Source organism: Streptococcus suis, from assembly GCA_024583055.1.
Taxonomy (GTDB): Bacteria; Bacillota; Bacilli; order Lactobacillales; family Streptococcaceae; genus Streptococcus; species Streptococcus suis_V.
Genome location: CP102145.1, coordinates 1397923 through 1419048 on the forward strand (window position 1 = coordinate 1397923; position 21126 = coordinate 1419048).

Genomic DNA, 21126 nt, shown 5'->3' on the forward strand with positions numbered 1-21126 from the left:
TTCTCCTTATTCTGCTTCACGTTTTACGAATTTAACTTTAACTGGCAATTTGTGACCAGCAAGGCGGAATGCTTCACGTGCGATTTCTTCAGAAACGCCAGCTACTTCAAACATAACCTTACCGCGTTTAACTGGAGCTACCCAACCTTCAGGAGCACCTTTACCAGAACCCATACGTACACCGATAGCTTTAGCAGTGTATGATTTGTGTGGGAAGATCTTAATCCAAACTTTACCACCACGTTTCATGTAACGCGTCATAGCGATACGGGCAGCTTCGATTTGGCGGTTTGTAATCCATGAGCTAGTAGTTGCTTGAAGACCGTATTGACCAAAGTCTACTTGTTTTCCACCTTTAGCTTCACCGCGCATTTTTCCACGGAATTCACGACGGTGTTTTACACGTTTAGGTACTAACATTTGTTATTTACCTCCTTTAGTGTTTTTACGAGCTGGAAGAACTTCACCACGGTAGATCCATACTTTGATACCAAGTTTACCGTAAGTTGTCAAAGCTTCTTCCCAAGCGTAGTCGATATCCGCACGAAGTGTATGAAGAGGAACAGTTCCTTCTGAGTAGCCTTCTGCACGAGCAATATCAGCTCCATTCAAACGACCAGAAACTTGTGTTTTGATACCTTTTGCACCAGCGCGCATTGCACGTTGGATAGCTTGTTTTTGAGCACGGCGGAATGCCACACGTTGCTCCAATTGACGAGCGATTGACTCACCAACAAGGTGTGCATCCAAATCAGGTTGTTTGATTTCGATGATGTTGATGTGTACTTGTTTACCAGTCAATTTGTTCAATTGAGCACGAAGTGCATCAACGTTGCTACCAGCTTTACCGATAACCATACCTGGTTTAGCAGTGTGGATAGAAACGATAACTTTGTTTACAGCACGTTCGATTTCGATTGTTGATGTTGACGCATCAGCCAATTCTTTTTTGATAAAGTTGCGGATTGCAAGATCTTCATGAAGGTAATCCGCGTATTCTTTTTCAGCATACCATTTAGCATCCCAATCACGGATGATGCCAACACGCATACCAATTGGATGTACTTTTTGACCCACGTTTTTACCTCCTTATTTCTCTGCCACAACTACAGTGATGTGAGCTGTGCGTTTGTTGATTGGTGAAGCAGAACCTTTCGCACGTGGACGGAAACGTTTCAACGTTGGCCCTTCGTTTGCGAATGCTTCGCTGACTACCAAGTTAGCTTTTTCCAAACCAAAGTTGTTTTCAGCGTTAGCGATTGCTGAGTTCAAAACTCCCTCGATAATGCCTGCAGCTTTGTTTGGTGTGAATTTCAAGATTGCGATTGCGTCTGCTACGCTTTTGCCACGGATGTTATCCAAGACAAGACGTGATTTACGAGGTGAAACACGTACTGTGCGAGCAGTTGCTTTAGCTGAAGTAATTTCTGCCATTGTGTTTTCCTCCTAAATTATTTACGACGAGTTTTCTTGTCGTCAGCAGCATGACCTTTGTAAGTACGAGTTGGTGCAAATTCACCAAGTTTGTGACCTACCATGTCTTCTTGAATGTATACAGGTACATGTTTACGTCCATCGTAAACTGCGATTGTATAACCGATGAAACTTGGGAAGATCGTTGAACGACGTGACCAAGTTTTAATTACTTTTTTCTTTTCGTCATTTGCTTGAGCTTCAACTTTTTTCATCAAATGCTCATCGACGAAAGGTCCTTTTTTAAGACTACGTCCCATTTTAGTGTTTTCTCCTTTAAAATATGTACCACAGCGGCTTGGGAGCCGGACAGAACCCCAGTTACCGTGTTCGTTGTCCTGCCCCCGCACAGTTGATTAGGAGTTTCGATGTAGCTAAGCTACTAGAAACTGCAATCAACCACTGCGTCAAACTGGCATTTCAATCAAACTGAGGTGCTGGAATAGTCAGCCCATAACAAACCCTACCGAGTTGGCGGATGATATAGAATGCTATGCAACTAAGAATATATTATTTTTGGTTGCGACGACGAACGATAAGTTTGTCAGATTTAGCTTTCTTGTTACGAGTTTTCAAACCAAGAGCTGGTTTACCCCATGGTGTAGATGGTGCTTTACGACCAACTGGTGCTTTACCTTCACCACCACCGTGTGGGTGATCGTTAGGGTTCATCACAGAACCGCGAACTGTTGGACGGATACCTTTCCAACGGCTACGACCTGCTTTACCAAGGTTAACAAGGCCATGTTGTTCGTTACCTACAGTACCAACAGTAGCACGGCAAGTACCAAGGATCATACGAACTTCACCTGATTGAAGGCGAACAAGAACGTATTTACCTTCTTGACCAAGAACCTGTGCAGATGCACCGGCAGCACGAACCAACTCACCACCGCGACCTGGTTTCAACTCGATGTTGTGAACAACAGTACCGACTGGGATGTTTGCAAGTGGAAGTGCGTTACCAACTTTGATATCTGCTTCTGGGCCTGAAACGATGCGTTGACCAACTTCAAGTCCTTTAGGAGCAATGATATAAGCTTTAACACCGTCTGTGTAGTGTACAAGAGCGATGTTTGCTGAACGGTTTGGATCGTATTCGATCGTTTTAACGATTGCTTCAACGCCATCTTTGTTACGTTTGAAGTCTACCAAACGGTAGAAACGTTTGTGACCGCCACCTTGGTGACGAACAGTGATGCGACCGTTGTTGTTACGACCAGCTTTGCTCTTCAAAGCAACAAGCAAGCTTTTTTCTGGAGTGCTTGTTGTGATTTCAGCGAAGTCCAAAGAAGTCATGTTACGACGGCCATTTGTCGTTGGTTTATAAACTTTAATACCCACGTTAATTCCTCCTTTGATTATTCAGCGTCAGCTGTAGCGAACAATTCGATCGCTTTTGAATCAGCAGCCAATGTGATGATTGCTTTTTTCACTTTATTTGTGCGACCTACATAACGACCTACGCGTTTTGTTTTAGGTTTCACGTTGATTGTGTTAACATTTGCAACTTTAACTCCCTCGAATGCAGCTTCAACAGCTTGCTTGATCAAGAGTTTGTGTGCACGAGTGTCAACTTCAAATACATACTTGCCTGCTTCGAGTTGGCCCATTGAGCTTTCTGTGATGACAGGTTTTTTGATAACATCATACAAATTCATTATGCAAGAACCTCCTCAATTTTAGAGATAGCTGCTTGAGTTACAAGAAGTTTGTCTGCATTTGCGATGTCAAGTACGCTTGCAGTTGTTGCAGTTGCAACTTTAACTCCTGGGATGTTACGAGCAGAAAGAGCTGCGAATTCGTTGCCTTCTTCAAGAATAACAAGGACTTTAGAATCAATGCTCAATGCTGCAAGTACTTTTGCAAATTCAGCAGTTTTTGGAGCTGTGAATTCAAGTGAGTTAACAGCTACAAATTTGTTTTCAGCAACTTTTTCTGAGTAAACAGATTTAAGTGCCAAGCGACGAACTTTTTGTGGAAGTTTGTACGCGTATGAACGTGGAGTTGGTCCGAAGACTACGCCACCACCACGCCATTGTGGTGAACGGATAGAACCTTGACGAGCACGTCCAGTTCCTTTTTGACGCCATGGTTTGCGTCCGCCACCTGAGACTGCTGAACGGTTTTTAACTGCGTGAGTACCTTGACGAAGGCTAGCACGTTGGCTGATGATCACATCAAATACAACTGCTTGGTTTGGCTCGATACCAAAGATCGCATCGTTAAGAACTACTTCACCAGCTTGTTTACCAGTTTGGTCAAATAATGTTACGTTTGCCATTTCGACTGATTTCCCCTTTCCTTATTATTTACCAGCTTTAACTGCTGACTTGATAGTGATAAGAGATTTCTTAGCACCTGGTACGTTACCTTTGATAAGGATAACGTTCTTTTCTGGAACAACTTGTACAACTTCAAGGTTTTGAATTGTTACACGGTTGCCGCCCATGCGACCTGCAAGGTTTTTACCTTTGAATACACGGTTAGGTGCAACAGGACCCATAGAACCTGGACGACGGTGGTAACGAGAACCGTGAGCCATAGGACCACGTGATTGACCATGGCGTTTGATAACACCTTGGAAACCTTTACCTTTAGATGTACCAGTTACATCAACAACATCACCAGCTGCGAAAGTTTCAACTGTAATTTCTTGTCCAACTTCCAAGCCTTCAATGTTTTTGAATTCACGAATGAAGCGCTTAGGAGCTGTGTTAGCTTTAGCTACATGGCCTTTGGCAGGTTTGTTGCTCAATACTTCACGTTTGTCATCAAAACCAACTTGAACTGCTGCATAACCATCAGTTTCAACTGTTTTCACTTGAAGAACAACGTTTGGAGTTGCTTCGATGACAGTAACAGGGATAAATTCACCAGATTCAGTGAAGATTTGAGTCATTCCCACTTTTTTCCCTAAGATTCCTTTTGTCATGAGAAAAATATTCCTTTTCTTATTTTTATAGTTAAAAAGTTTTTAACGAGCGTTTTTCATGCTCTAGATTGAAATCAGATTACAATTTGATTTCTACGTTTACACCACTTGGAAGATCCAATTTCATCAAAGCGTCAACTGTTTTTTGAGTTGGGTTGATGATATCGATCAAACGTTTGTGTGTACGCATTTCGAACTGCTCACGAGAATCTTTGTACTTGTGAGTCGCACGGATGATGGTGTAGAGGCTACGTTCTGTTGGAAGTGGAACTGGACCTGCTACTTGAGCACCTGTACGAGTTGCAGTTTCAACGATTTTTGCAGCTGCTGTATCAAGTGTACGGTGTTCGTACGCTTTCAAGCGGATGCGGATTTTTTTGTTTGCCATCTTTTTCTCCTTTTCGTCTATTTAAGATAATAGGCTAGCTCCACAAGAAAACCAACACGTGTTGCGTGGCAATGCAACCGAGCGTGTCGCAACCTCTTGCATCAAAGCTACAGCCGTAATTTTTACGGCACTAGAACATTCTATCAAATTATATTGTGCATTGCAAGAGTTTTTACTTAAAAATTTAAAAATCAAATGTAGCGTTACAATAGATGTGAAACTTCTAGAAGTCAAAAAGAAGATTCCTTGATATGATAAGAGTACCACCACTCATCAAAAAAGGAATCTTCTCATGACTAGTATATCACAAAATCTTCGCTATTTACCACATACTCTAGAAACACGTTACCACGCTGTTAAAACCTACCAAAATGGTGCCTCTGTCGCCTTCATCTGTCGACGTTACAAAGTTTCAAAAGCCTCTCTTATGCGCTGAAAGACCGTTCTCATCGTCCTCTAACACCGCATCCAAAGGCTCATACCGAGAAAGAGCTGACATGGATTAAAAACTGCATCAAAAGAAATCCAAACGCAACCCTAATCGAAATCTTCTACAAGCTCAAAACCAACAAGGGATATGATAGGCACCCTTTGACGATTGATAAGGAGAGGTAGCCGGGCTATGAATGTGCATAAATACTTGATTCTTAATTTCCCACTGATATTCCGGATATCTTTGTCGCAAATTTGCTTCTAATTCTTTTGTTGCTTGATGCGATATTTTCTCATCGTAAAAGATTAAATCAACATCCGTATTTTTATCAAAACGATAGTGATTCCAGATAAAATTACGAATTGTTCCTGCACAAATCCACGAGTCCGCTAAGTCTAAATCCTTTACAATCCCCAAAATCCTAATGATATCAGGGTCTTTTAACAAATATCTTTCTAACTCATCTTTCATACAATCTTCTACCTTCAAGTTGTTCATTGATTTTAGTGTTATTTTTTTCTAGCTTCCTTAAAAAAATCGTTAGAAATTTCATTCTAACGACAGGGAGCAGATTAAAACAATCACCAGACCTTTATTCGATTTTTAATTTATGGACTCATGATTCGATGTCCACAGGACCTTGATTAGCTCCTTGGTTTTCAAGCAAAAGATAAAAAGGTCCCCCGGACCTTTTTATTCCTCCATAAAGCTGTTGAAGACTTCTTCAATCATGTCCCATTCTGCTGTTGCATCTTCCGGGATTGGTTGCAAATCGCCTTCTGTGCCGTTCTCGTTTTCGATATACGAGTAAGCTTGGATTTCCACCTCACCGTTCTCATCTTCCTCTGCACTTGCAGGAATTAAGAGAACGTAGTTTTTACCAAATTCTTCTTGACCGTCAATTGTCAATAAAATTTCAAACAAGGTTTCATTACCTTGGTCGTCTACTAAAGTAATCAATTCACGCTCGTCGTGGTTGTGGTCATGTTCATGGTCGTGATGATGTGCCATTCGTATCTCCTTTAAAATGTTCTATCTAAATAATTTTGCAAAATCAGCTGGGCTGCCAATTTGTCAATAACTTTTTTACGTTTTCCGCGACTGATATCCGCCTGCTCAATCAACATACGTTCAGCCGCTACAGTGGTCAAGCGCTCATCCTGGTAATCAACAGGCAGTCCGTACTGTTCCACCAATAAATCACCGTAGGCTTGACTGGCCTCAACACGCGGACCGCTAGTATTGTTCATGTTCTTGGGTAGGCCAACAACAAACTTGTCCACCTTATACTGGGAAACAAGTTCGCTTAGCCTTTCAAAACCGAACTCACCTTTTTCTTCATTTATAGGAATAATTTCTAAACCCTGGGCCGTAAAACCCAAGGGATCCGAAATGGCTACACCGACGGTTTTTGAACCGACATCTAATCCCATAATTCTCATTAGAGGTCAATCCCATTCCCTTTCAAGTAGTAGCGTACCAATTCTTCAATGATTTCGTCGCGCTCGTGTTTACGAATCTGATTACGGGCATCATTGTAGCGAGGAATATAAGCAGGGTCCCCACTCAAGACATAGCCGATAATCTGATTGATTGGATTGTAGCCTTTCTCGTCAAGCGACCGATAAACACTGGTCAGCGTTTTGCTGATTTCTTGCTTATCTGTATCGTCCAGACGAAAACGGACAGTTTCTTCTGTGAATCCCATACTTACACCTTCTTTCCTTATCTTATAGTCTATTATACCACATATAGCCCCTAAACTCAATGATATAGCATAAAAGAACCCTAGAGCTAGAGTTCTTTCATCTACTTTATAGGGCTGCTCTCATCCGAGCTTGAGCATTTTCTACATTACGCACTGAGCGTGGCAGGAAGGCACGAATGTCATCTTCCTTATAGCCTACCTGAAGACGTTTCTCATCAATCAGAATCGGGCTTTTCAAAATCCGAGGATTTGAGGTAATTAAATCAATAACCTCATTAACGCTTAAATCCTCAATATCGAAGTCCAAGCTCTTAGCATAACGGTTTTTTGAAGAAACAATACTTGCAATACCATTCTCTGTCTTGGTCAAAATATTCATAATTTCTTCCTTAGTAATGGCTTCTTTTGCAAGGTTATGCTCGTTGTATGAAAGTTGGTGAGCATTTAACCAATTTTTGGCTTTTTTACAAGAGGTACAACTAGATACAGTATAAATTTTAATCATGTAGTCACTCCTTTGCTACATCTTCGTAAACACATTATAAACCATTATACCACAAAATCCCTCAGTCTGCAGACCTATTTTGCAAAAAACTTTAAATTTAAGGGGGAAAATTCGGTTTTTATGAGAAAAAGCCTAGCTAGACTAGACTTTTTCGGAATTATTCTTCTAATTCGATGCCGCCATCGAGGTCAAGTACTACTTCTTCCAATTCTACATTGGTTTCTGTTTCAGTAGCAGGAACTTCTTCAGTAGCTTCCGCCTTTGTATCAGCCGTTTCAGCTGGTGCGTTATCATCTTCAATCAAACCGTAGTGAATACGGATTTTGCGGTCGATCTCTGCAAAAATTTCTGGATTTTCAGCCAAGAACTTCTTAGCATTTTCCGAACCTTGACCGATTTTCTCATCGTTGTAAGAATACCAAGCACCTGCTTTTTTGATGATACCCAAGTCGCTACCGATTTGAATCAACTCGCCCGTCTGCGAAATCCCTTCTCCGTACATGATTTCCACGACAACTTCTTTAAATGGCGGAGCGACCTTGTTTTTCACGACCTTGACCTTGGTTTCCTTACCAACGTTCTGGTCTTTCTGATCACCCGTACCCTTGATTTGGGTATTGCCACGAACATCCAAACGAACAGAGGCATAGAACTTCAAGGCACGACCACCCGGCGTGGTTTCTGGGTTACCAAACATGACACCCACTTTTTCACGGAGTTGGTTGATGAAAATAGCAATGGTCTTGGTTTTGTTGATTGATGCACCCAATTTGCGCATGGCCTGAGACATCATACGCGCCTGCAGACCAACGTGGCTATCACCGATGTCACCGTCAATCTCCGCACGCGGTACAAGAGCCGCAACTGAGTCGACAACGACCAAATCAACAGCACCAGAGTCAATCAATTTGCCAGCGATTTCCAAACCCTGCTCACCAGAATCCGGCTGCGACAAGAGCAATTCATCAATGTTAACACCTAGAGCCGCTGCATAAGCAGGATCCAAAGCATGCTCGGCATCGATAAAGGCTGCAATACCGCCTTCTTTTTGACATTGGGCAACCGCATGAAGGGCAACCGTCGTCTTACCAGATGATTCTGGACCGTAAATCTCGACGATACGACCCTTCGGATAGCCACCAGCGCCCAGAGCGATGTCAATCGACAAGCTACCAGAGCTCATGACCTGAACCTTTTGCTCGGCACGCTCACCCAGGCGCATCACTGCCCCCTTACCAAAGTCTTTTTCGATAGACTTGAGAGCGTCATCTAAAGCTTTTTTGCGCTCATCTCCATATTTTTTAGTAATTTCTTCTAATTTTTTCGATGGTTTCTTAGCCAATTTCTTTCTCCTCTTTTTCTAATCAAACCATTATAGCAAAGTTCTGCTATTTCACAAAGTATTTCGTACAAAGTCTAAGGCCTGCAGGCAAGCTAACTGACGCAGATAGAGCCATGAATACCCCCCTAAATCCACTTCTTTTTGGACAATCCCAGAGGTGCTGACCAAGACCAGACTGACCTTGGCAAGGACGTTGTCAACAGTCGATTGGGGTTTGACAGCCACCGAAACAGCCAGAGTCAAATCTGTCGCCAATTCCTTCCGCAACTGACTGGCTTCTGTCACCAAGCTGTCCGAGCTGATTGGACCCTGACCTCTGACCTGACCCCCGCTAAAATACATCTGGTCTGTCATGGTTGCGCTCAATTCCGCTTGCAACTGACCTCCCGTTCCCTGCTCCAAAATGGACAAGGTTTGCTGCTTGTCAACCAACAAATCCGCAACCGTTTTAGCCAGACTATTGTCCTCACCATAGGCATATAGGTATTTTGCTAAATTATCTCGCTCCAGAATCGTCTTTTCTAGCTGGGCTAGTTTGGCATCTGCCTCTACCTGACTGGTCGCCTTGGTAGACAGGCGCAGGGTGACTTCCCCTGTTTTAGCATAAGGGGCTAGAGTCGGGTCCGTCTGTTGGTCAATCAAGTCTGCCAAGATAGTAACCAACTGACTCTCGCCGATACCAAAGAACCTCAAGACCCGCGAATAGAGTTGTTGCTCGGATTGGGTCAACAGCGGCAGCAAACTCTGGGCAAACATGGCTTTGAGTTCGCTAGGCGGTCCTGGCAAGACAATATAGGTAACGCCGTCTTGTTCAATCATACTCCCTACAGCCAGCCCTGTGGGATTGTGCAAGGGAATAGAACCAGCCACCAATTGAGCCTGACGCTCATTATTGGGTGTGCGAATACGACCGGGACGACTGGCAAAAAAGCGGTTCAGCTTGTCCACGGCCCTCTTGTCAAAGACCAAGTCGCGTCCTAAAAACTGAGCCAGGGTCTGCTTGGTCAAATCGTCCTCCGTCGGTCCCAAACCGCCACAGAGAATGACCATATCACTTCGCTTGCTGGCAATCTCCAACACCGACAAAAGACGCTTTTCATTATCGCCTACTGCTGTATGAAAATAGACGTCAATACCCAATTCAGCACATTTTTCAGATAGAAATTGCGCGTTGGTATTGACAATCTGACCGGTCAAAATTTCAGTGCCTACGGCGATGAGTTCTGCTTTCATAATCCTCCTTCTACTTTTGATAGCATGCAGTTACCTGCCTATCTATTAGTTCGTAATTGGGTGGTGGTTTTAGATATTTTTCCAGTCACACGTATTTTCATGGTCGTTAATGAGCCCGGCTGCTTGTAGGAAAGAATAGACGCAGACAGGACCGACAAATTTAAAACCTCGTTTTTTCAAGTCCTTGGAAATAGCCTCGGAAAGGGAGGTTTTAGCAGGAACTTGACGGTAGTCACCAACCGAATTGACCTGTGGGCGACCTGCTAGCCAAGACCAGATATAATGGTCAAAACTGCCGCATTCTTCCTGTAACTTGAGAAAGGCTTGGGCATTGGCACGGGTCGCGTAGAGCTTAGCCTTGTGCCGAATAATAGCTGGATTGTCGAGCAGGGCATCCAGCTGCTGGTCAGTCATGCTAGCAACCGCATGATAGTCATAATCATGAAAGACAGCCTTGAAAGCCTGTCGCTTGTTGAGCACAATTTCCCAAGACAGACCTGCTTGATAGGTCTCCAAACAGAGCAATTCAAAGAGAGCCTGCTCCTCATGCAAAGGGCGCCCCCATTCTTGATCGTGATAGGCTATATAGAAGGGATTGTTGAGATTGACCCAAGAACAACGGTTCATATTTTTCCTTTCTAGCATTAAAGAATGGCAGTCTGATAAGTATTATAGAGCGATCCTATCAAATCTAGACAAGCTTTATAAGCTTGAACGAGCTCTTCATTTTGAGACAGAAGCACATAAGCCTCTTGCTCCAATATCTGCCTCAGAGGTTCTACCTTACCCTCATAAGCCATATAATCAACTGTTTTTAGATAGGCTTGATAATTTTCCAGGATTGATACATACGAACCACTCCTATCGCGTAGCTCCGCCTTTCTCACTTGTTCACGATAGTGTCTTTGTAAAAAATAAGCAAAATGTCCGCCAGAATGTTCATCTTTCTGCTTAATTTGCAGACCCGTGTATGTATCCCAATAACCGACATAATTCGATATTAGAGAAGCACTCAGACGACCAGAATAGGTATAGCCGAGATGATGGAGTGTCCCAAGGCGAACATGGTCCTGTTGATCCGCCATCAAGTCCTTATAGATGGACGATATTTTTTCCGTGTCTTTCAAAGATGCTCGAGCTTCAAAAAAGTGGTAATTAGGGTCTATGCGTCCTATGATGACAACCTCTTCATGAGGCATATAGTGATAATCAATAGAAAATTCTTTTCCTGACAAAGGATAGTTTGGTCTATGGCTAGTCCCAGCATGTATCAAATTTAATCTCATCACTATCCTCACTTCATCAACATCTTGAGGGCGGACTTGATGTAATTCTCAGCGGTATCGGTCGTGCCGTCGAAGAATTTCTTGATTTTCTTGAGTTCAGCCGGTCGGTAGCCGAGTGCCTCCATTGCCTCCATTGCTTCTTCCAAGGCATGATTTTCACTGGTCGGAGCCGACGTTTCGACGGGACCTGTTTCTTCGCTCATAACAAACCTGCCTTCCAAGTCCAGCACCATTTGCTGGGCTGTTTTTTTACCGATTTTCGGAAACTTGGTCAGGTAGGTAATATTTTTCTGCTCAATGGCCCGAACCAGCCCGTCATTATCATCCACGGCAATGATGGCTAGAGCTGTTGTCGGACCGATACCAGACACAGAAATCAGGCTGAGAAAGACAGACTTTTCAGCTTCTGTCATAAATCCGTAAAGCAAGTGGGCATCTTCTCGAATGACTTGATGCGTGTACACCGTCACTTCTTGGTTGACATGGCCAGAAAAAGCGTAAGGATTGGCCACATGAAGAATGTAGCCAATACCCGTCACTTCAATGACGATGTATTTAGCAGTGATTTTCGTAAGTTTTCCTTTGATATAGTCGTACATGATTTTCTAATACTTTCCTAATTCTCGTAAAGAGGTGTGATTTTCTTGAATGCGACGGAACATTTTTTCCATGTCCGACTTGCTGAAGTTGACTAAAACTGGGCGACCGTGCGGACAGTTATAAGGATTTTTCGTGTGGGACAGCTGGCGAATGAGGTCACGCGCCGAATAGTCATCCAAGGCATGGTTAGCCTTAATCGACCGCTTGCAGGACATCATAATAGCCAACTCAGCCCGATACTGCTTGATGGAAACTTGGTCGGTCAAGAGCAACATGTCACACATCTCATAGACCCCAGACTCAATTTCCTCTTCCTGCATCCATATCGGATGTTCCCGCAGGATGAATTGGTTGCTACCGTACTCTTCTAGATTGATGCCGACCTGGCGCAGGCTGTCCAACTTACTGGACAGGGTCAGGGCATCATTTTGCGGAAATTCAAAAATGTAAGGCACTAAAAGTTGCTGGGCAGAATTGTCCACCTCGCCAATTTTCTCCCGGTAATATTCGTACTTGACCCGCTCCTGAGCAGCGTGCTGGTCGATGATATAGAGACCGCCCTTTCCTTGAGCGAAGAGATAGGTTCCGTGCATCTGACCAAAATATTCCAATTCTGGGAAGGTTGACGTCTGTTCTTGGTCCAGCTGATTGGCCAACTTGGCTAATTCTTTCTGACTGAGGGCTGGATGCTCGGCATCCTGCTCGTCTGCTGACAAACGCTGGGCAAATTTGATAGCTGCGGCCTTAGGCTCAGGCTGACTCGACTGCTCTACCATTTCCAATGACGCAATCTCCTCCGCCACAACCTCTGGCTTGAGGAAGAAATCTTGCTTGACCGTGTCGTAGTAGAGATTGGTCTCACGCAACGGTAACGTCGTCTGCTCAGCCTTGACCTTGGTCCGGGTACTGGACTTGGCCAGATTTTCCAGAGCATCTGGAATCAAACCTTGCTCCTTGAGGGCTTGAGCAATGGCTTCACGAATGAGCTGCATCAGCTCCTTTTCCTTGGAAATACGGACTTCCTGCTTGGTCGGATGGACATTGACATCAGCCAGATAAGGGTCAATCTCAATGGCAATCACCGCCAGTGGAAAACGTCCGACCATGAGCTTACTGCCATATCCTTCCAAAATCGCTCGGTTAAGCAGGAAATTCTTGATGTAGCGGCCGTTGATGAAAATGCTGATGTAGTTGCGGTTGGCCCGGGTCAATTCGGGTAAGGAAACATAGCCCGACACCTGAAAATCCAAGTCCTCGGCAACAATTTCAACCATTTTCTTAGCCGATGCAATGCCGTAGACACCAGAAATGGCCTGACGGAGATTGCCTGTTCCAGCAGTGGCAAGCAATTCCCGACCTTCATTTATCAGAGTAAAGCTGATTTCTGGATGGGCTAGACTGAGACGGTTGACAACGTCGATAATGTGAGACAATTCGGCCTGCTGGCTGCGGACATATTTGAGCCGAGCAGGGGTATTGTAAAATAAATCCGAAACCGTCATCTGAGTCCCGACTGGACGGCTGATAGGTTCTTCTTTTTCAACCACCCCGCCCTTAGCCTCCAGCAAGATGCCGTGAGGATGATCCGCAGTGGCCGTTTCAATCACCATCTGGCTGACAGAGGCGATAGAGGGCAGGGCCTCACCACGAAAACCCAAGGTCCGAATACGAAAAAGGTCCGCTTGATTTTTTATCTTGCTAGTCGCATGACGGCGAAGGGCCAAGCGCACCTCATCATGCGCAATGCCCTCGCCGTTGTCCGTAATTTGAATGGTCTTGAGCCCCGCTTCTTCAATCACAATCTGAATCTGAGTCGCGCCTGCATCGATGGAATTTTCCAAAAGCTCCTTAACGACACTGGCCGGACGCTCAATGACCTCTCCGGCTGCAATCTGATTGGCTAAAATATCTGGCAATTCAATAATATGATTTGTTTTAATTCTCTCATTTGTCATATCTTTTATTATAGCACAAAGACAATATCCTATCGATTTCTTCTATATCAGCTAAAAAGAACGGGCAATTTATAAAAAGAGAACGATACTCCCTAACCTTAGAAGAATGTTTTACATATAAGAAATTATTTAGCTTGTTTCATCTCCTTAAAAAGTGAGTAACATCCCCATCCGCTAAACAGAGCAAAGGCAACTGGCAAGAGAATTTGAGACCAATCAAAGCCTGTGATGAGATTATAAAGAATATAGCCACAATTAAACAATAAGAAAAAACCAAAAAATACAAGTTGAATTGTCTTCATGAAAACTCTTTATTAATTCCTATATCCATTGTAGCAAATTTTGCTTATTTATCCAAAGAACGATTGATTCGTTCAATTTGTTGGCGCATCTGATGGATATTAAACCAATAAATCAAGGCATAAATCAAGATAAAGAGCATCCAGAAAAAGAGCAGTCCAGCAAGATTGACTGGAAACCATCCCGCTAAAATCGATAGCGGTGTAAAACCGATTGCCGTTACCAGAAAATGCATCACCATCATCCGAACCAAGCTCCAATCTTGCTCAAAAATCTTGTCCGCAACTTGGAAGAGCACACCAATTGCCCCCCAAATAACAACCGAAATCAGCATAATCAGCGGCTGCGAAAACCGCTCCAGATAAATGGCTCCCATGGTCGAATGAGGATTAATTGGCAAATAGTAACCTTCGCCAAAGAAGCTTGCCATAACAATTGAAATTAAACTACCAATGGTGACACCCAAAGATGCCGATAAGAGATATTTTTTCATAATCCTAACCTTTCTTTAATAACTTTCAAATAACGGCGAGAGGAATATGTTCCCGCCCCATTTTTCATGACTAACTTGACCAAGCCATTAGGTGTCTGTTTTAAGTGACCCAATTGCTTCAAGTTGATGATTTCTGACTGAGAGACCTGTAGAAAATCCAATGACAATACCTCCTTGACCTGATAAAGCCGCAAATCTGACTGGTAAACTGCATCCCTCGTCTCAATCTGCAATATTTTATTTTCCAAATAGAGCCGGTAAATCTCCGACAACTCCAACAAGTGAACCTCCTCACCTTTTTTGACCGTCAGACGCTCCGCCTGCCTACCAAAGGTCTCAATCATTTCCACCAAGCTACTAATCTGTGATGTTAATTTTCTCGCTTCAACCGTAACCAAATCTTCTAGGATTTCGGGCGAGATAGCAACCTTCACTTTCATAAACTCTCCTTTCTTTTTTCAAAGCCAGCTAACTTCTAGGACTATTAAAACCCATTAACAGACGAATTTCAATAGCCTGTCGCCATTCGGTCAAATTCAACGTCTAAACGGCAAAAAAGCCAGAACCACTGTTCTGACTAACATCATTTTAACGTCTAGTCTCCTTGCGCATAATGCGATTGAGAAAGAGTGCAATCACTACCCACAGCCCCGCCGAGAGGACAATGACCCAAAACCAAGACTGGCTGATTTTCATGAAAATACTAGGAAGTTCCACGTTCATACCGAAAAATCCTGTGACAATGGCTGGGATGGCCAAAAGGATAGATAATTTGGTCATAGTTTTCATGGTATCGTTTAGATTGTTGTTGAGAACGTTATTGTAGGTACCTTCCAACTTCTCGATGACTTGGGCCGATAGATTGGTCATCTCCATCAACTGACGGGCCTCGATATGAGCATCTTCCAATTGTTCCATTTCATCTTCCGACAAACTTTTGTAAAAGGCCTGCCCTTGCAATTGTTCTAATAGTAACGCGTTATGCTTACTAGCTGAGGCCAGATAGACCAAACCAGTTCCCAAATCTGACAATTCAAAAAGAGATTTTTTGGTCGTCTCATCGCGCAACACCCTGTTCAATTCCGAACTTTTGCGGTTCAATTTCTCCAGAACTGGGAAATAGGCTTTTGAAATCAGAAACAGGGCAGTGAAAACAAATTCTAGCATGGTCGCATCCTGTCGCCTTTGCAATATTCGTTCAAAACTGGCCTGCAGATAATTGGTATCCTCACCAAAAATCGTCAGTAACTGATTGCCAGATACAAAGAAAGACACCGGAGCTGTCTGGTAGGTCAAATCTGACTTAGAATTTGAACGCAGGGCATTGTAAATCACCAAAAGTTCCTGACTATGTTTATCATATTCCAAGCGCGCGAATTCATTTTTGTCCAATACATAGGATAGGATTTCCGAATCCAAATGGAGGTTTTCCTTCAAAAAATCAATATCTTTTGTCTCGCCCGCATCAGCTACCAACCATGTAAAATGAGTTGTCGTGATTTTTTTCATTCCTTACCTCAATTATTTCTTCTTGCCGATACTCATCTCACAGCTTCTTCTTCAACTCTGCAACCACCATCATGACCTCCATAGGGGTCATATTGTGGATGTCCAGAGCCTGCAATTCATCCAACACAGGATGGCTGCTAATTTCTGCAAACAAATCCAACTGACCCGAGGCTGGTTCACTCACTAGATTTGGCTGACTAGACTGACTGGACGACGCATGATTTTCCAACTGCTGCAAAATATTATCCGCCCGCTTGAGCAAATCTTCTGGCATACCTGCGATTTTGGCCACATGGATACCGTAAGACTTGTCGGCAGGACCTGGCGCAATCTTGTGAAGGAAGGTCACCTGACCATTTTGCTCCAAGGTCGACACATGGACATTCTCCAAGTGCTCCAAGGTCTGTCCTAGCTCGGTCAATTCATGGTAATGGGTCGCAAATAAGGTCTTAGCACCAATCTTGTCGTGGATATACTCAATAATGGACTGGGCCAGAGCCATACCGTCGTAAGTCGCTGTCCCACGCCCCAACTCGTCAAAGAGAATGAGCGAGCGGTCTGTCGCCAAACGCACGGCCTTGTTGGCCTCCATCATTTCTACCATGAAGGTCGACTGCCCACTGACCAAATCATCCGCCGCACCAATCCGAGTGAAAATCGCATCAAAAATTGGCAATTCCGCCTGATCAGCCGGCACATAGGAACCCATCTGCGCCATGATAACAATCATAGCTAGCTGGCGCATATAGGTCGATTTACCAGACATGTTGGGCCCCGTAATCAGCTGCATGTGAGTTTCCGCATCCAGATGGATTGAGTTGGGAATATAGGTCTGCTTACCCATAACCTTTTCCACTACGGCATGGCGACCTCGGTCAATGGTCAATTCGCGGTGCTCCGTAAAGGTCGGACAAACCAAGCGCTCTTGCTCCGCCACAACCGCAAAAGACTGCAGGACATCAATAGTCGCAATGGTACGAGCCAATTTCTGCAGGCGACCGATGTATTTCTCCACTTCTTGACGGATGCGCATAAAAATCTCGTACTCCAGATTGGCTGATTTGTCACGCGCCTCCAGCATCTGACCTTCGATTTTGGATAATTCTTCCGTCCCATAGCGCTCCGAATTTTTCAGCGTCGCCTTACGGAAAAAATGAGCTGGCACATTGCCCAGATTGGAATTGGTCACATGGAAATAGTAACCGTCTTTTTTATTGTAATCAATCTTGAGATTATTTATACCAGATGCCGTCCGCTCCTTGGCCTCAATTTCCGCAATCCAGCCCGCACCCTCACGCATGACCAGACGATACTGATCCAGCTTTTCATCAAAGCCCGTCTTGATGATATTGCCATCGGTAATCGGTCCATTGGCCTCTGGGTCAATAGCATAGCTAATCAGCGCATGAAGTTCTGGGATGGGATCCAGCCCCTGAACCAAGCTAGCCATAGCAGGCTCTCCCATCTGCGACAAGATATTTTTGATAGCCGGCACATTTCCCAAGGTCTGAGAAAGTTGCAAGAGATCCTTGGGCAAGGTTTTCCCGAAGGATACTCGGCTGGCCAAGCGCTCAATATCATAGACCCCTTTCAGCGCCTCAATCAAGTCGCTACGCTCAAAGAAATAATCCAAAAAGACCTGCACAACTGCCTGCCGCGCCTCAATTCGCCCCTGATCAATCAAAGGACGGTCAATCCAAGTCCGCAAGAGCCGCATCCCCATAGCCGTCTTGGTCTCATCCATGAGCCAGTAAAGACTGCCATGCTTTTTGCCAGTTCGCCCATTTTCCAGCAAATCCAGACTGGACTTGGTCGCATAATCCATCTGCAAATAATCCTTGATTTCATAGTGGACTACCTTTTGCAAATGCGCCAAATCTCGCATCTGGGTCCTATGCAAATAAGACAACAATTTCCCTGCCGCAGCCTTCTCCAAGTCCGTCAAGGATTGGTCAATCAGATGAACATCATCTGCAACCTCATCCTCAAAAGACAGGAGCAGATTCATCTGATTGGCAAACACCTGCTCTTCCTCTTCAGAAAGGGTAAAGCCGATGACAACTTCACGCGCCCGCAGATTGCGTATTTCTCCGCAGAGACTAGCAAAATCATCCAAACTAGTCACGAAAAATTGTCCGGTTGCCACGTCCATATAAGACAGGGCAAAATGAGCCCCGCTGCGCTCAATGGCAACCAAGAAATTGCTGTCGGCTCCCATTTTCGAGGAATCCGTCACCGTCCCCGGAGTGATGACCTGAACTACTTCACGCTTGACCACACCGACAGCCTGCTTAGGATCCTCCATCTGCTCAGCAATGGCGACCTTATGCCCCAGCTCCACCAACATGTCAATATATTGCTGGGCTGCATGATAAGGCACACCGGCCATGGGAATAGGATTGTCCGCATTCTTATTGCGACTAGTCAGAGACAGCTCCAAAATCTGAGCCGCCTCGACCGCATCTTCATAAAATAACTCGTAAAAGTCTCCCATACGGAAAAGCAAAAAAGCATCTGGATATTGTGCCTTAATATCCAGATACTGCTGCATTCCTGGAGAAATTTTTTCTGTTGCCATAGTCTCTCACATTCTATACTAAATAAGAGTTAATCTCTGCCTCTACCTGCTGGGCCGCTGACTCGTCTCGGCAAATGACTAAGAGGGTATCAGCTCCTGCAATGGTTCCCAAGATTGGCGCAGGCTTTTCCGCGTCAATAATATTGGCCATCAAGGCCGCTTCACCTAAGTCTGAGTGAAGTACCAAGATAAAGCTAGCGCGCTCGACCTTGTAGGCATATTGGGCCAGCAATTGGACAAAGTGGACCTGGTCATCCTCGACAGTCATGGAATAATAGGATCGTCCACCCTCATACACTTTCACAACTCCCAGCTCTCGCAAATCCCTAGAAAGAGTGGTCTGCGTTACCACAACCCCCTGCTCTTCCAGGCCTCTTTGAATATCTGTTTGACGACCGATTTTTTCTTGACGAATCATAGACTTGATCAAGTCATGGCGTTCTAGCTTGTTCATCATCTTACCTCTGAATGTATATTTATAAATATTATATCATTTTTCACAACTATTGACTTAGAATTATGTTAAAATAGAATCAATAACTCCTGGAGGGATTTATATGAATCATAAACAAATGATTGCAGAAAAATTGGCTGCTGTGCTTCCTAGCTTGGAAGTTGAAGCCATTTATGCACTGCTTGAAAAACCAAAGTCATCCGAAATGGGCGACATCGCCTTTCCGGCTTTCTCACTAGCAAAGGTTGAGCGCAAGGCACCACAAGCCATCGCAGCTGACATTGTTGAAAAGCTGGATACTGCAGGTTTTGAAAAAGTCGTGGCAACTGGTCCTTATGTCAACTTCTTCTTGGACAAGGCCGCAATTTCGCACGATGTCCTGACCCAGGTCATCACCGAAAAGGCAGACTACGGTCAACTAACTATCGGTCAAGACCGCAATGTCACTATCGATATGTCTAGTCCTAATATCGCAAAACCCTTCTCTGTTGGCCACCTCCGTTCGACCGTTATCGGGGACGCTCTGGCAAATATCCATGCAAAACTGGGCTACAAGCCAATTCGTATCAACCACCTGGGCGACTGGGGCAAACAGTTCGGTATGCTGATTGTTGCTTACAAACTCTGGGGCGACAAGGCAGCGGTTGAAGCTGACCCAATCTCTGAATTGCTCAAACTCTATGTCCGTATCAATGCTGAGGCCGAAGAAAAACCTGAACTGGACGAAGAAGCTCGCCAATGGTTCAAAAAATTGGAAGACGGCGACCCTGAAGCAAAAGAATTGTGGCAATGGTTCCGCGACGAAAGTTTGGTGGAATTTAACCGCATCTACGACAAGCTAGGCGTTACCTTCGACAGTTTCAACGGTGAAGCCTTCTACAATGACAAGATGGATGAAGGAATTCAAATCTTAGAAGAAAAAGGCCTGCTCCATGAGTCTAAAGGTGCCCGTATTGTAGATTTGGAAAGCTACAACCTGCCACCAGCCCTCATTATGAAAACAGACGGTGCCACACTTTATATCACCCGTGACATGGCTACAGCTATGTACCGCAAGCGCACTTATGACTTCGTGAAAAATATCTACGTCGTTGGTCAGGAGCAAATTAACCACTTCAAGCAACTGAAAGCTGTTCTCAAGGAAATGGGTTTCAACTGGAGCGACGATATGAAACATATCACCTTCGGCTTGGTGACAAAAGACAAGAAAAAATTGTCTACTCGTAAGGGAAATATTATCCTGCTCGAGCCGACGCTTGATGAGGCTATCTCACGCGCCCTTTCTCAAATCGAAGCTAAAAATCCAGACCTGGAAAACAAGGAAGAAGTCGCGCATGCAGTCGGGGTCGGAGCTGTTAAGTTCTACGACCTCAAAACCGACCGCGACAACGGCTATGACTTTGACCTCGAGGCTATGGTATCCTTCGAAGGCGAGACTGGTCCTTATGTTCAATACGCATACGCCCGCATTCAGTCTATCCTGCGCAAGGCTGACTTTACACCAAGCGCTGACAATGACTACAAGCTGGCTGACGCAGAAAGCTGGGATATCATCAAGCACATCCAAAACTTCTCAAATGTTGTTGAACGTGCCGGTGACAAATTTGACCCATCTTTGATTGCCAAATACGCCATCAATCTGGCTCAAGCCTTCAACAAATACTACGCCCACACACGTATCCTGGACGAAAGCCCAGAACGTGACAGCCGTCTGGCCCTTGCCTACGCAACTGGTGTCGTTCTCAAAGAGGCTCTCCGCCTTCTCGGTGTCCAAGCCCCTGAAAAAATGTAATCCATCCCAATCCTTGACCATTTTGGTTAAGGATTTTTTATTTTTCCCAATTTTTTTGGAAAAATTCCAGCCGACTTGCGAACAGAGTAAGTGAGGAGGCGAGGAGCAGTCAATCAACTCCGAATGCTCAATGAAGGTCATA

27 protein-coding genes and 1 pseudogene are annotated in these 21126 nt (G+C 44.4%); 2 read left to right on the plus strand and 26 right to left on the minus strand.

The genetic code is table 11. From position 1 onward, the window contains the following. Positions 1 to 6: 6 nt before the first annotated feature. The 9 genes from rplP to rpsJ form a co-directional block, all read right to left on the minus strand. Positions 7 to 420, minus strand: coding sequence for a 50S ribosomal protein L16 (gene rplP, locus NQZ91_06915; protein ID UUM57133.1), 414 nt, complete (start codon positions 418 to 420; stop codon positions 7 to 9). A 3-nt stretch (positions 421 to 423) separates the two neighbouring features. Next, positions 424 to 1077, minus strand: coding sequence for a 30S ribosomal protein S3 (gene rpsC, locus NQZ91_06920; protein ID UUM57134.1), 654 nt, complete (start codon positions 1075 to 1077; stop codon positions 424 to 426). A 12-nt stretch (positions 1078 to 1089) separates the two neighbouring features. Next, entirely contained in the window at positions 1090 to 1434 is a 345-nt protein-coding gene (rplV, locus tag NQZ91_06925) for a 50S ribosomal protein L22 (protein UUM57135.1), read from the minus strand. Between the two features lie 17 nt (positions 1435 to 1451). Then, positions 1452 to 1733: a 30S ribosomal protein S19 gene (gene rpsS / locus NQZ91_06930; protein ID UUM57136.1), complete on the minus strand. Its 282-nt coding sequence runs from the start codon at positions 1731 to 1733 to the stop codon at positions 1452 to 1454. Positions 1734 to 1983: 250 nt separating this feature from the next. After that, on the minus strand, positions 1984 to 2817 hold the full coding sequence (gene rplB, locus NQZ91_06935) for a 50S ribosomal protein L2 (protein ID UUM57137.1): 834 nt from the start codon (positions 2815 to 2817) through the stop codon (positions 1984 to 1986). A gap of 17 nt (positions 2818 to 2834) precedes the next feature. Continuing rightward, positions 2835 to 3134, minus strand: coding sequence for a 50S ribosomal protein L23 (locus tag NQZ91_06940; protein ID UUM57138.1), 300 nt, complete (start codon positions 3132 to 3134; stop codon positions 2835 to 2837). Continuing rightward, positions 3134 to 3757, minus strand: a complete 624-nt coding sequence (gene rplD / locus NQZ91_06945; protein ID UUM57139.1) for a 50S ribosomal protein L4 — start codon at positions 3755 to 3757, stop codon at positions 3134 to 3136. The genes NQZ91_06940 and rplD overlap by 1 nt, the downstream gene beginning before the upstream one ends. A 24-nt stretch (positions 3758 to 3781) precedes the next feature. Beyond that, positions 3782 to 4408, minus strand: a complete 627-nt coding sequence (gene rplC, locus NQZ91_06950) for a 50S ribosomal protein L3 (GenBank protein ID UUM57140.1) — start codon at positions 4406 to 4408, stop codon at positions 3782 to 3784. A gap of 79 nt (positions 4409 to 4487) precedes the next feature. Next, the gene (gene rpsJ, locus NQZ91_06955) at positions 4488 to 4796 is read right to left on the minus strand and encodes a 30S ribosomal protein S10 (GenBank protein UUM57141.1); all 309 of its coding nucleotides are present in this window, start codon (positions 4794 to 4796) and stop codon (positions 4488 to 4490) included. A gap of 292 nt (positions 4797 to 5088) precedes the next feature. Here rpsJ and NQZ91_06960 point away from each other — a divergent pair. After that, positions 5089 to 5387, plus strand: a pseudogene (locus tag NQZ91_06960) (IS481 family transposase). Here the strand turns inward: NQZ91_06960 and NQZ91_06965 are convergent. The 17 genes from NQZ91_06965 to argR form a co-directional block, all read right to left on the minus strand. After that, positions 5356 to 5700, minus strand: a complete 345-nt coding sequence (locus NQZ91_06965; GenBank protein ID UUM57142.1) for a nucleotidyltransferase family protein — start codon at positions 5698 to 5700, stop codon at positions 5356 to 5358. The pseudogene NQZ91_06960 and the gene NQZ91_06965 sit on opposite strands and share 32 nt — an antisense overlap. A gap of 222 nt (positions 5701 to 5922) precedes the next feature. Beyond that, positions 5923 to 6240 carry a DUF1292 domain-containing protein gene (locus NQZ91_06970; GenBank protein UUM57143.1) on the minus strand — a complete coding sequence of 106 codons (318 nt, stop codon included), beginning with the start codon at positions 6238 to 6240 and terminating at the stop codon, positions 5923 to 5925. 11 nt (positions 6241 to 6251) lie between these two features. Then, positions 6252 to 6671, minus strand: a complete 420-nt coding sequence (ruvX, locus tag NQZ91_06975; protein ID UUM57144.1) for a Holliday junction resolvase RuvX — start codon at positions 6669 to 6671, stop codon at positions 6252 to 6254. Further along, positions 6671 to 6937, minus strand: a complete 267-nt coding sequence (locus NQZ91_06980; protein UUM57145.1) for an IreB family regulatory phosphoprotein — start codon at positions 6935 to 6937, stop codon at positions 6671 to 6673. Before NQZ91_06980 ends, ruvX begins: the two co-directional genes overlap by 1 nt. A gap of 106 nt (positions 6938 to 7043) precedes the next feature. Next, positions 7044 to 7442, minus strand: coding sequence for a transcriptional regulator Spx (gene spx / locus NQZ91_06985; GenBank protein UUM57146.1), 399 nt, complete (start codon positions 7440 to 7442; stop codon positions 7044 to 7046). A 157-nt stretch (positions 7443 to 7599) separates the two neighbouring features. Then, complete coding sequence (gene recA, locus NQZ91_06990; GenBank protein ID UUM57147.1) at positions 7600 to 8784, minus strand: recombinase RecA; 1185 nt, start codon at positions 8782 to 8784, stop codon at positions 7600 to 7602. 51 nt (positions 8785 to 8835) lie between these two features. Next, positions 8836 to 10017, minus strand: a complete 1182-nt coding sequence (locus NQZ91_06995; GenBank protein ID UUM57148.1) for a competence/damage-inducible protein A — start codon at positions 10015 to 10017, stop codon at positions 8836 to 8838. A gap of 69 nt (positions 10018 to 10086) precedes the next feature. Then, the gene (locus NQZ91_07000) at positions 10087 to 10662 is read right to left on the minus strand and encodes a DNA-3-methyladenine glycosylase I (protein UUM57149.1); all 576 of its coding nucleotides are present in this window, start codon (positions 10660 to 10662) and stop codon (positions 10087 to 10089) included. Continuing rightward, the gene (locus NQZ91_07005) at positions 10662 to 11303 is read right to left on the minus strand and encodes a hypothetical protein (GenBank protein UUM57150.1); all 642 of its coding nucleotides are present in this window, start codon (positions 11301 to 11303) and stop codon (positions 10662 to 10664) included. Before NQZ91_07005 ends, NQZ91_07000 begins: the two co-directional genes overlap by 1 nt. An 8-nt stretch (positions 11304 to 11311) precedes the next feature. Further along, entirely contained in the window at positions 11312 to 11902 is a 591-nt protein-coding gene (gene ruvA, locus NQZ91_07010; GenBank protein UUM57151.1) for a Holliday junction branch migration protein RuvA, read from the minus strand. 6 nt (positions 11903 to 11908) lie between these two features. Further along, complete coding sequence (gene mutL, locus NQZ91_07015; protein UUM57152.1) at positions 11909 to 13858, minus strand: DNA mismatch repair endonuclease MutL; 1950 nt, start codon at positions 13856 to 13858, stop codon at positions 11909 to 11911. Between the two features lie 125 nt (positions 13859 to 13983). Beyond that, a complete protein-coding gene (locus NQZ91_07020) occupies positions 13984 to 14160 on the minus strand; it encodes a hypothetical protein (protein ID UUM57153.1) in 177 nt (58 codons plus the stop codon). Positions 14161 to 14204: 44 nt separating this feature from the next. Beyond that, a complete protein-coding gene (locus tag NQZ91_07025; protein ID UUM57154.1) occupies positions 14205 to 14651 on the minus strand; it encodes a DUF3021 domain-containing protein in 447 nt (148 codons plus the stop codon). Further along, on the minus strand, positions 14648 to 15091 hold the full coding sequence (locus NQZ91_07030; GenBank protein UUM57155.1) for a LytTR family DNA-binding domain-containing protein: 444 nt from the start codon (positions 15089 to 15091) through the stop codon (positions 14648 to 14650). The genes NQZ91_07025 and NQZ91_07030 overlap by 4 nt, the downstream gene beginning before the upstream one ends. A 148-nt stretch (positions 15092 to 15239) precedes the next feature. Then, the gene (locus NQZ91_07035) at positions 15240 to 16160 is read right to left on the minus strand and encodes a magnesium transporter CorA family protein (GenBank protein ID UUM57156.1); all 921 of its coding nucleotides are present in this window, start codon (positions 16158 to 16160) and stop codon (positions 15240 to 15242) included. Positions 16161 to 16197: 37 nt separating this feature from the next. Continuing rightward, positions 16198 to 18738: a DNA mismatch repair protein MutS gene (mutS, locus tag NQZ91_07040; GenBank protein UUM57157.1), complete on the minus strand. Its 2541-nt coding sequence runs from the start codon at positions 18736 to 18738 to the stop codon at positions 16198 to 16200. 13 nt (positions 18739 to 18751) lie between these two features. After that, the gene (argR, locus tag NQZ91_07045; protein UUM58833.1) at positions 18752 to 19192 is read right to left on the minus strand and encodes an arginine repressor; all 441 of its coding nucleotides are present in this window, start codon (positions 19190 to 19192) and stop codon (positions 18752 to 18754) included. A 103-nt stretch (positions 19193 to 19295) separates the two neighbouring features. Between argR and argS the strand changes: the two genes are divergently transcribed. Continuing rightward, positions 19296 to 20984, plus strand: a complete 1689-nt coding sequence (gene argS, locus NQZ91_07050) for an arginine--tRNA ligase (protein ID UUM57158.1) — start codon at positions 19296 to 19298, stop codon at positions 20982 to 20984. Positions 20985 to 21126: the final 142 nt, after the last annotated feature.

Coding starts and splice junctions, on each gene's coding strand:
- rpsS (UUM57136.1), bottom strand. CDS start 1,733: ATGGGACGTAGTCTTAAAAAAGGACCTTTCGTCGATGAGCATTTGATG.
- NQZ91_06995 (UUM57148.1), bottom strand. CDS start 10,017: ATGAAAGCAGAACTCATCGCCGTAGGCACTGAAATTTTGACCGGTCAG.
- NQZ91_07000 (UUM57149.1), bottom strand. CDS start 10,662: ATGCTAGAAAGGAAAAATATGAACCGTTGTTCTTGGGTCAATCTCAAC.
- NQZ91_07020 (UUM57153.1), bottom strand. CDS start 14,160: ATGAAGACAATTCAACTTGTATTTTTTGGTTTTTTCTTATTGTTTAAT.
- rplC (UUM57140.1), bottom strand. CDS start 4,408: ATGACAAAAGGAATCTTAGGGAAAAAAGTGGGAATGACTCAAATCTTC.
- argR (UUM58833.1), bottom strand. CDS start 19,192: ATGAACAAGCTAGAACGCCATGACTTGATCAAGTCTATGATTCGTCAA.
- rpsJ (UUM57141.1), bottom strand. CDS start 4,796: ATGGCAAACAAAAAAATCCGCATCCGCTTGAAAGCGTACGAACACCGT.
- rplP (UUM57133.1), bottom strand. CDS start 420: ATGTTAGTACCTAAACGTGTAAAACACCGTCGTGAATTCCGTGGAAAA.
- NQZ91_06980 (UUM57145.1), bottom strand. CDS start 6,937: ATGGGATTCACAGAAGAAACTGTCCGTTTTCGTCTGGACGATACAGAT.
- NQZ91_07005 (UUM57150.1), bottom strand. CDS start 11,303: ATGAGATTAAATTTGATACATGCTGGGACTAGCCATAGACCAAACTAT.
- ruvX (UUM57144.1), bottom strand. CDS start 6,671: ATGAGAATTATGGGATTAGATGTCGGTTCAAAAACCGTCGGTGTAGCC.
- NQZ91_06970 (UUM57143.1), bottom strand. CDS start 6,240: ATGGCACATCATCACGACCATGAACATGACCACAACCACGACGAGCGT.
- spx (UUM57146.1), bottom strand. CDS start 7,442: ATGATTAAAATTTATACTGTATCTAGTTGTACCTCTTGTAAAAAAGCC.
- rplD (UUM57139.1), bottom strand. CDS start 3,757: ATGGCAAACGTAACATTATTTGACCAAACTGGTAAACAAGCTGGTGAA.
- mutL (UUM57152.1), bottom strand. CDS start 13,858: ATGACAAATGAGAGAATTAAAACAAATCATATTATTGAATTGCCAGAT.
- NQZ91_06965 (UUM57142.1), bottom strand. CDS start 5,700: ATGAAAGATGAGTTAGAAAGATATTTGTTAAAAGACCCTGATATCATT.
- NQZ91_07030 (UUM57155.1), bottom strand. CDS start 15,091: ATGAAAGTGAAGGTTGCTATCTCGCCCGAAATCCTAGAAGATTTGGTT.
- rplV (UUM57135.1), bottom strand. CDS start 1,434: ATGGCAGAAATTACTTCAGCTAAAGCAACTGCTCGCACAGTACGTGTT.
- mutS (UUM57157.1), bottom strand. CDS start 18,738: ATGGCAACAGAAAAAATTTCTCCAGGAATGCAGCAGTATCTGGATATT.
- argS (UUM57158.1), top strand. CDS start 19,296: ATGAATCATAAACAAATGATTGCAGAAAAATTGGCTGCTGTGCTTCCT.
- ruvA (UUM57151.1), bottom strand. CDS start 11,902: ATGTACGACTATATCAAAGGAAAACTTACGAAAATCACTGCTAAATAC.
- NQZ91_07035 (UUM57156.1), bottom strand. CDS start 16,160: ATGAAAAAAATCACGACAACTCATTTTACATGGTTGGTAGCTGATGCG.
- NQZ91_06940 (UUM57138.1), bottom strand. CDS start 3,134: ATGAATTTGTATGATGTTATCAAAAAACCTGTCATCACAGAAAGCTCA.
- NQZ91_07025 (UUM57154.1), bottom strand. CDS start 14,651: ATGAAAAAATATCTCTTATCGGCATCTTTGGGTGTCACCATTGGTAGT.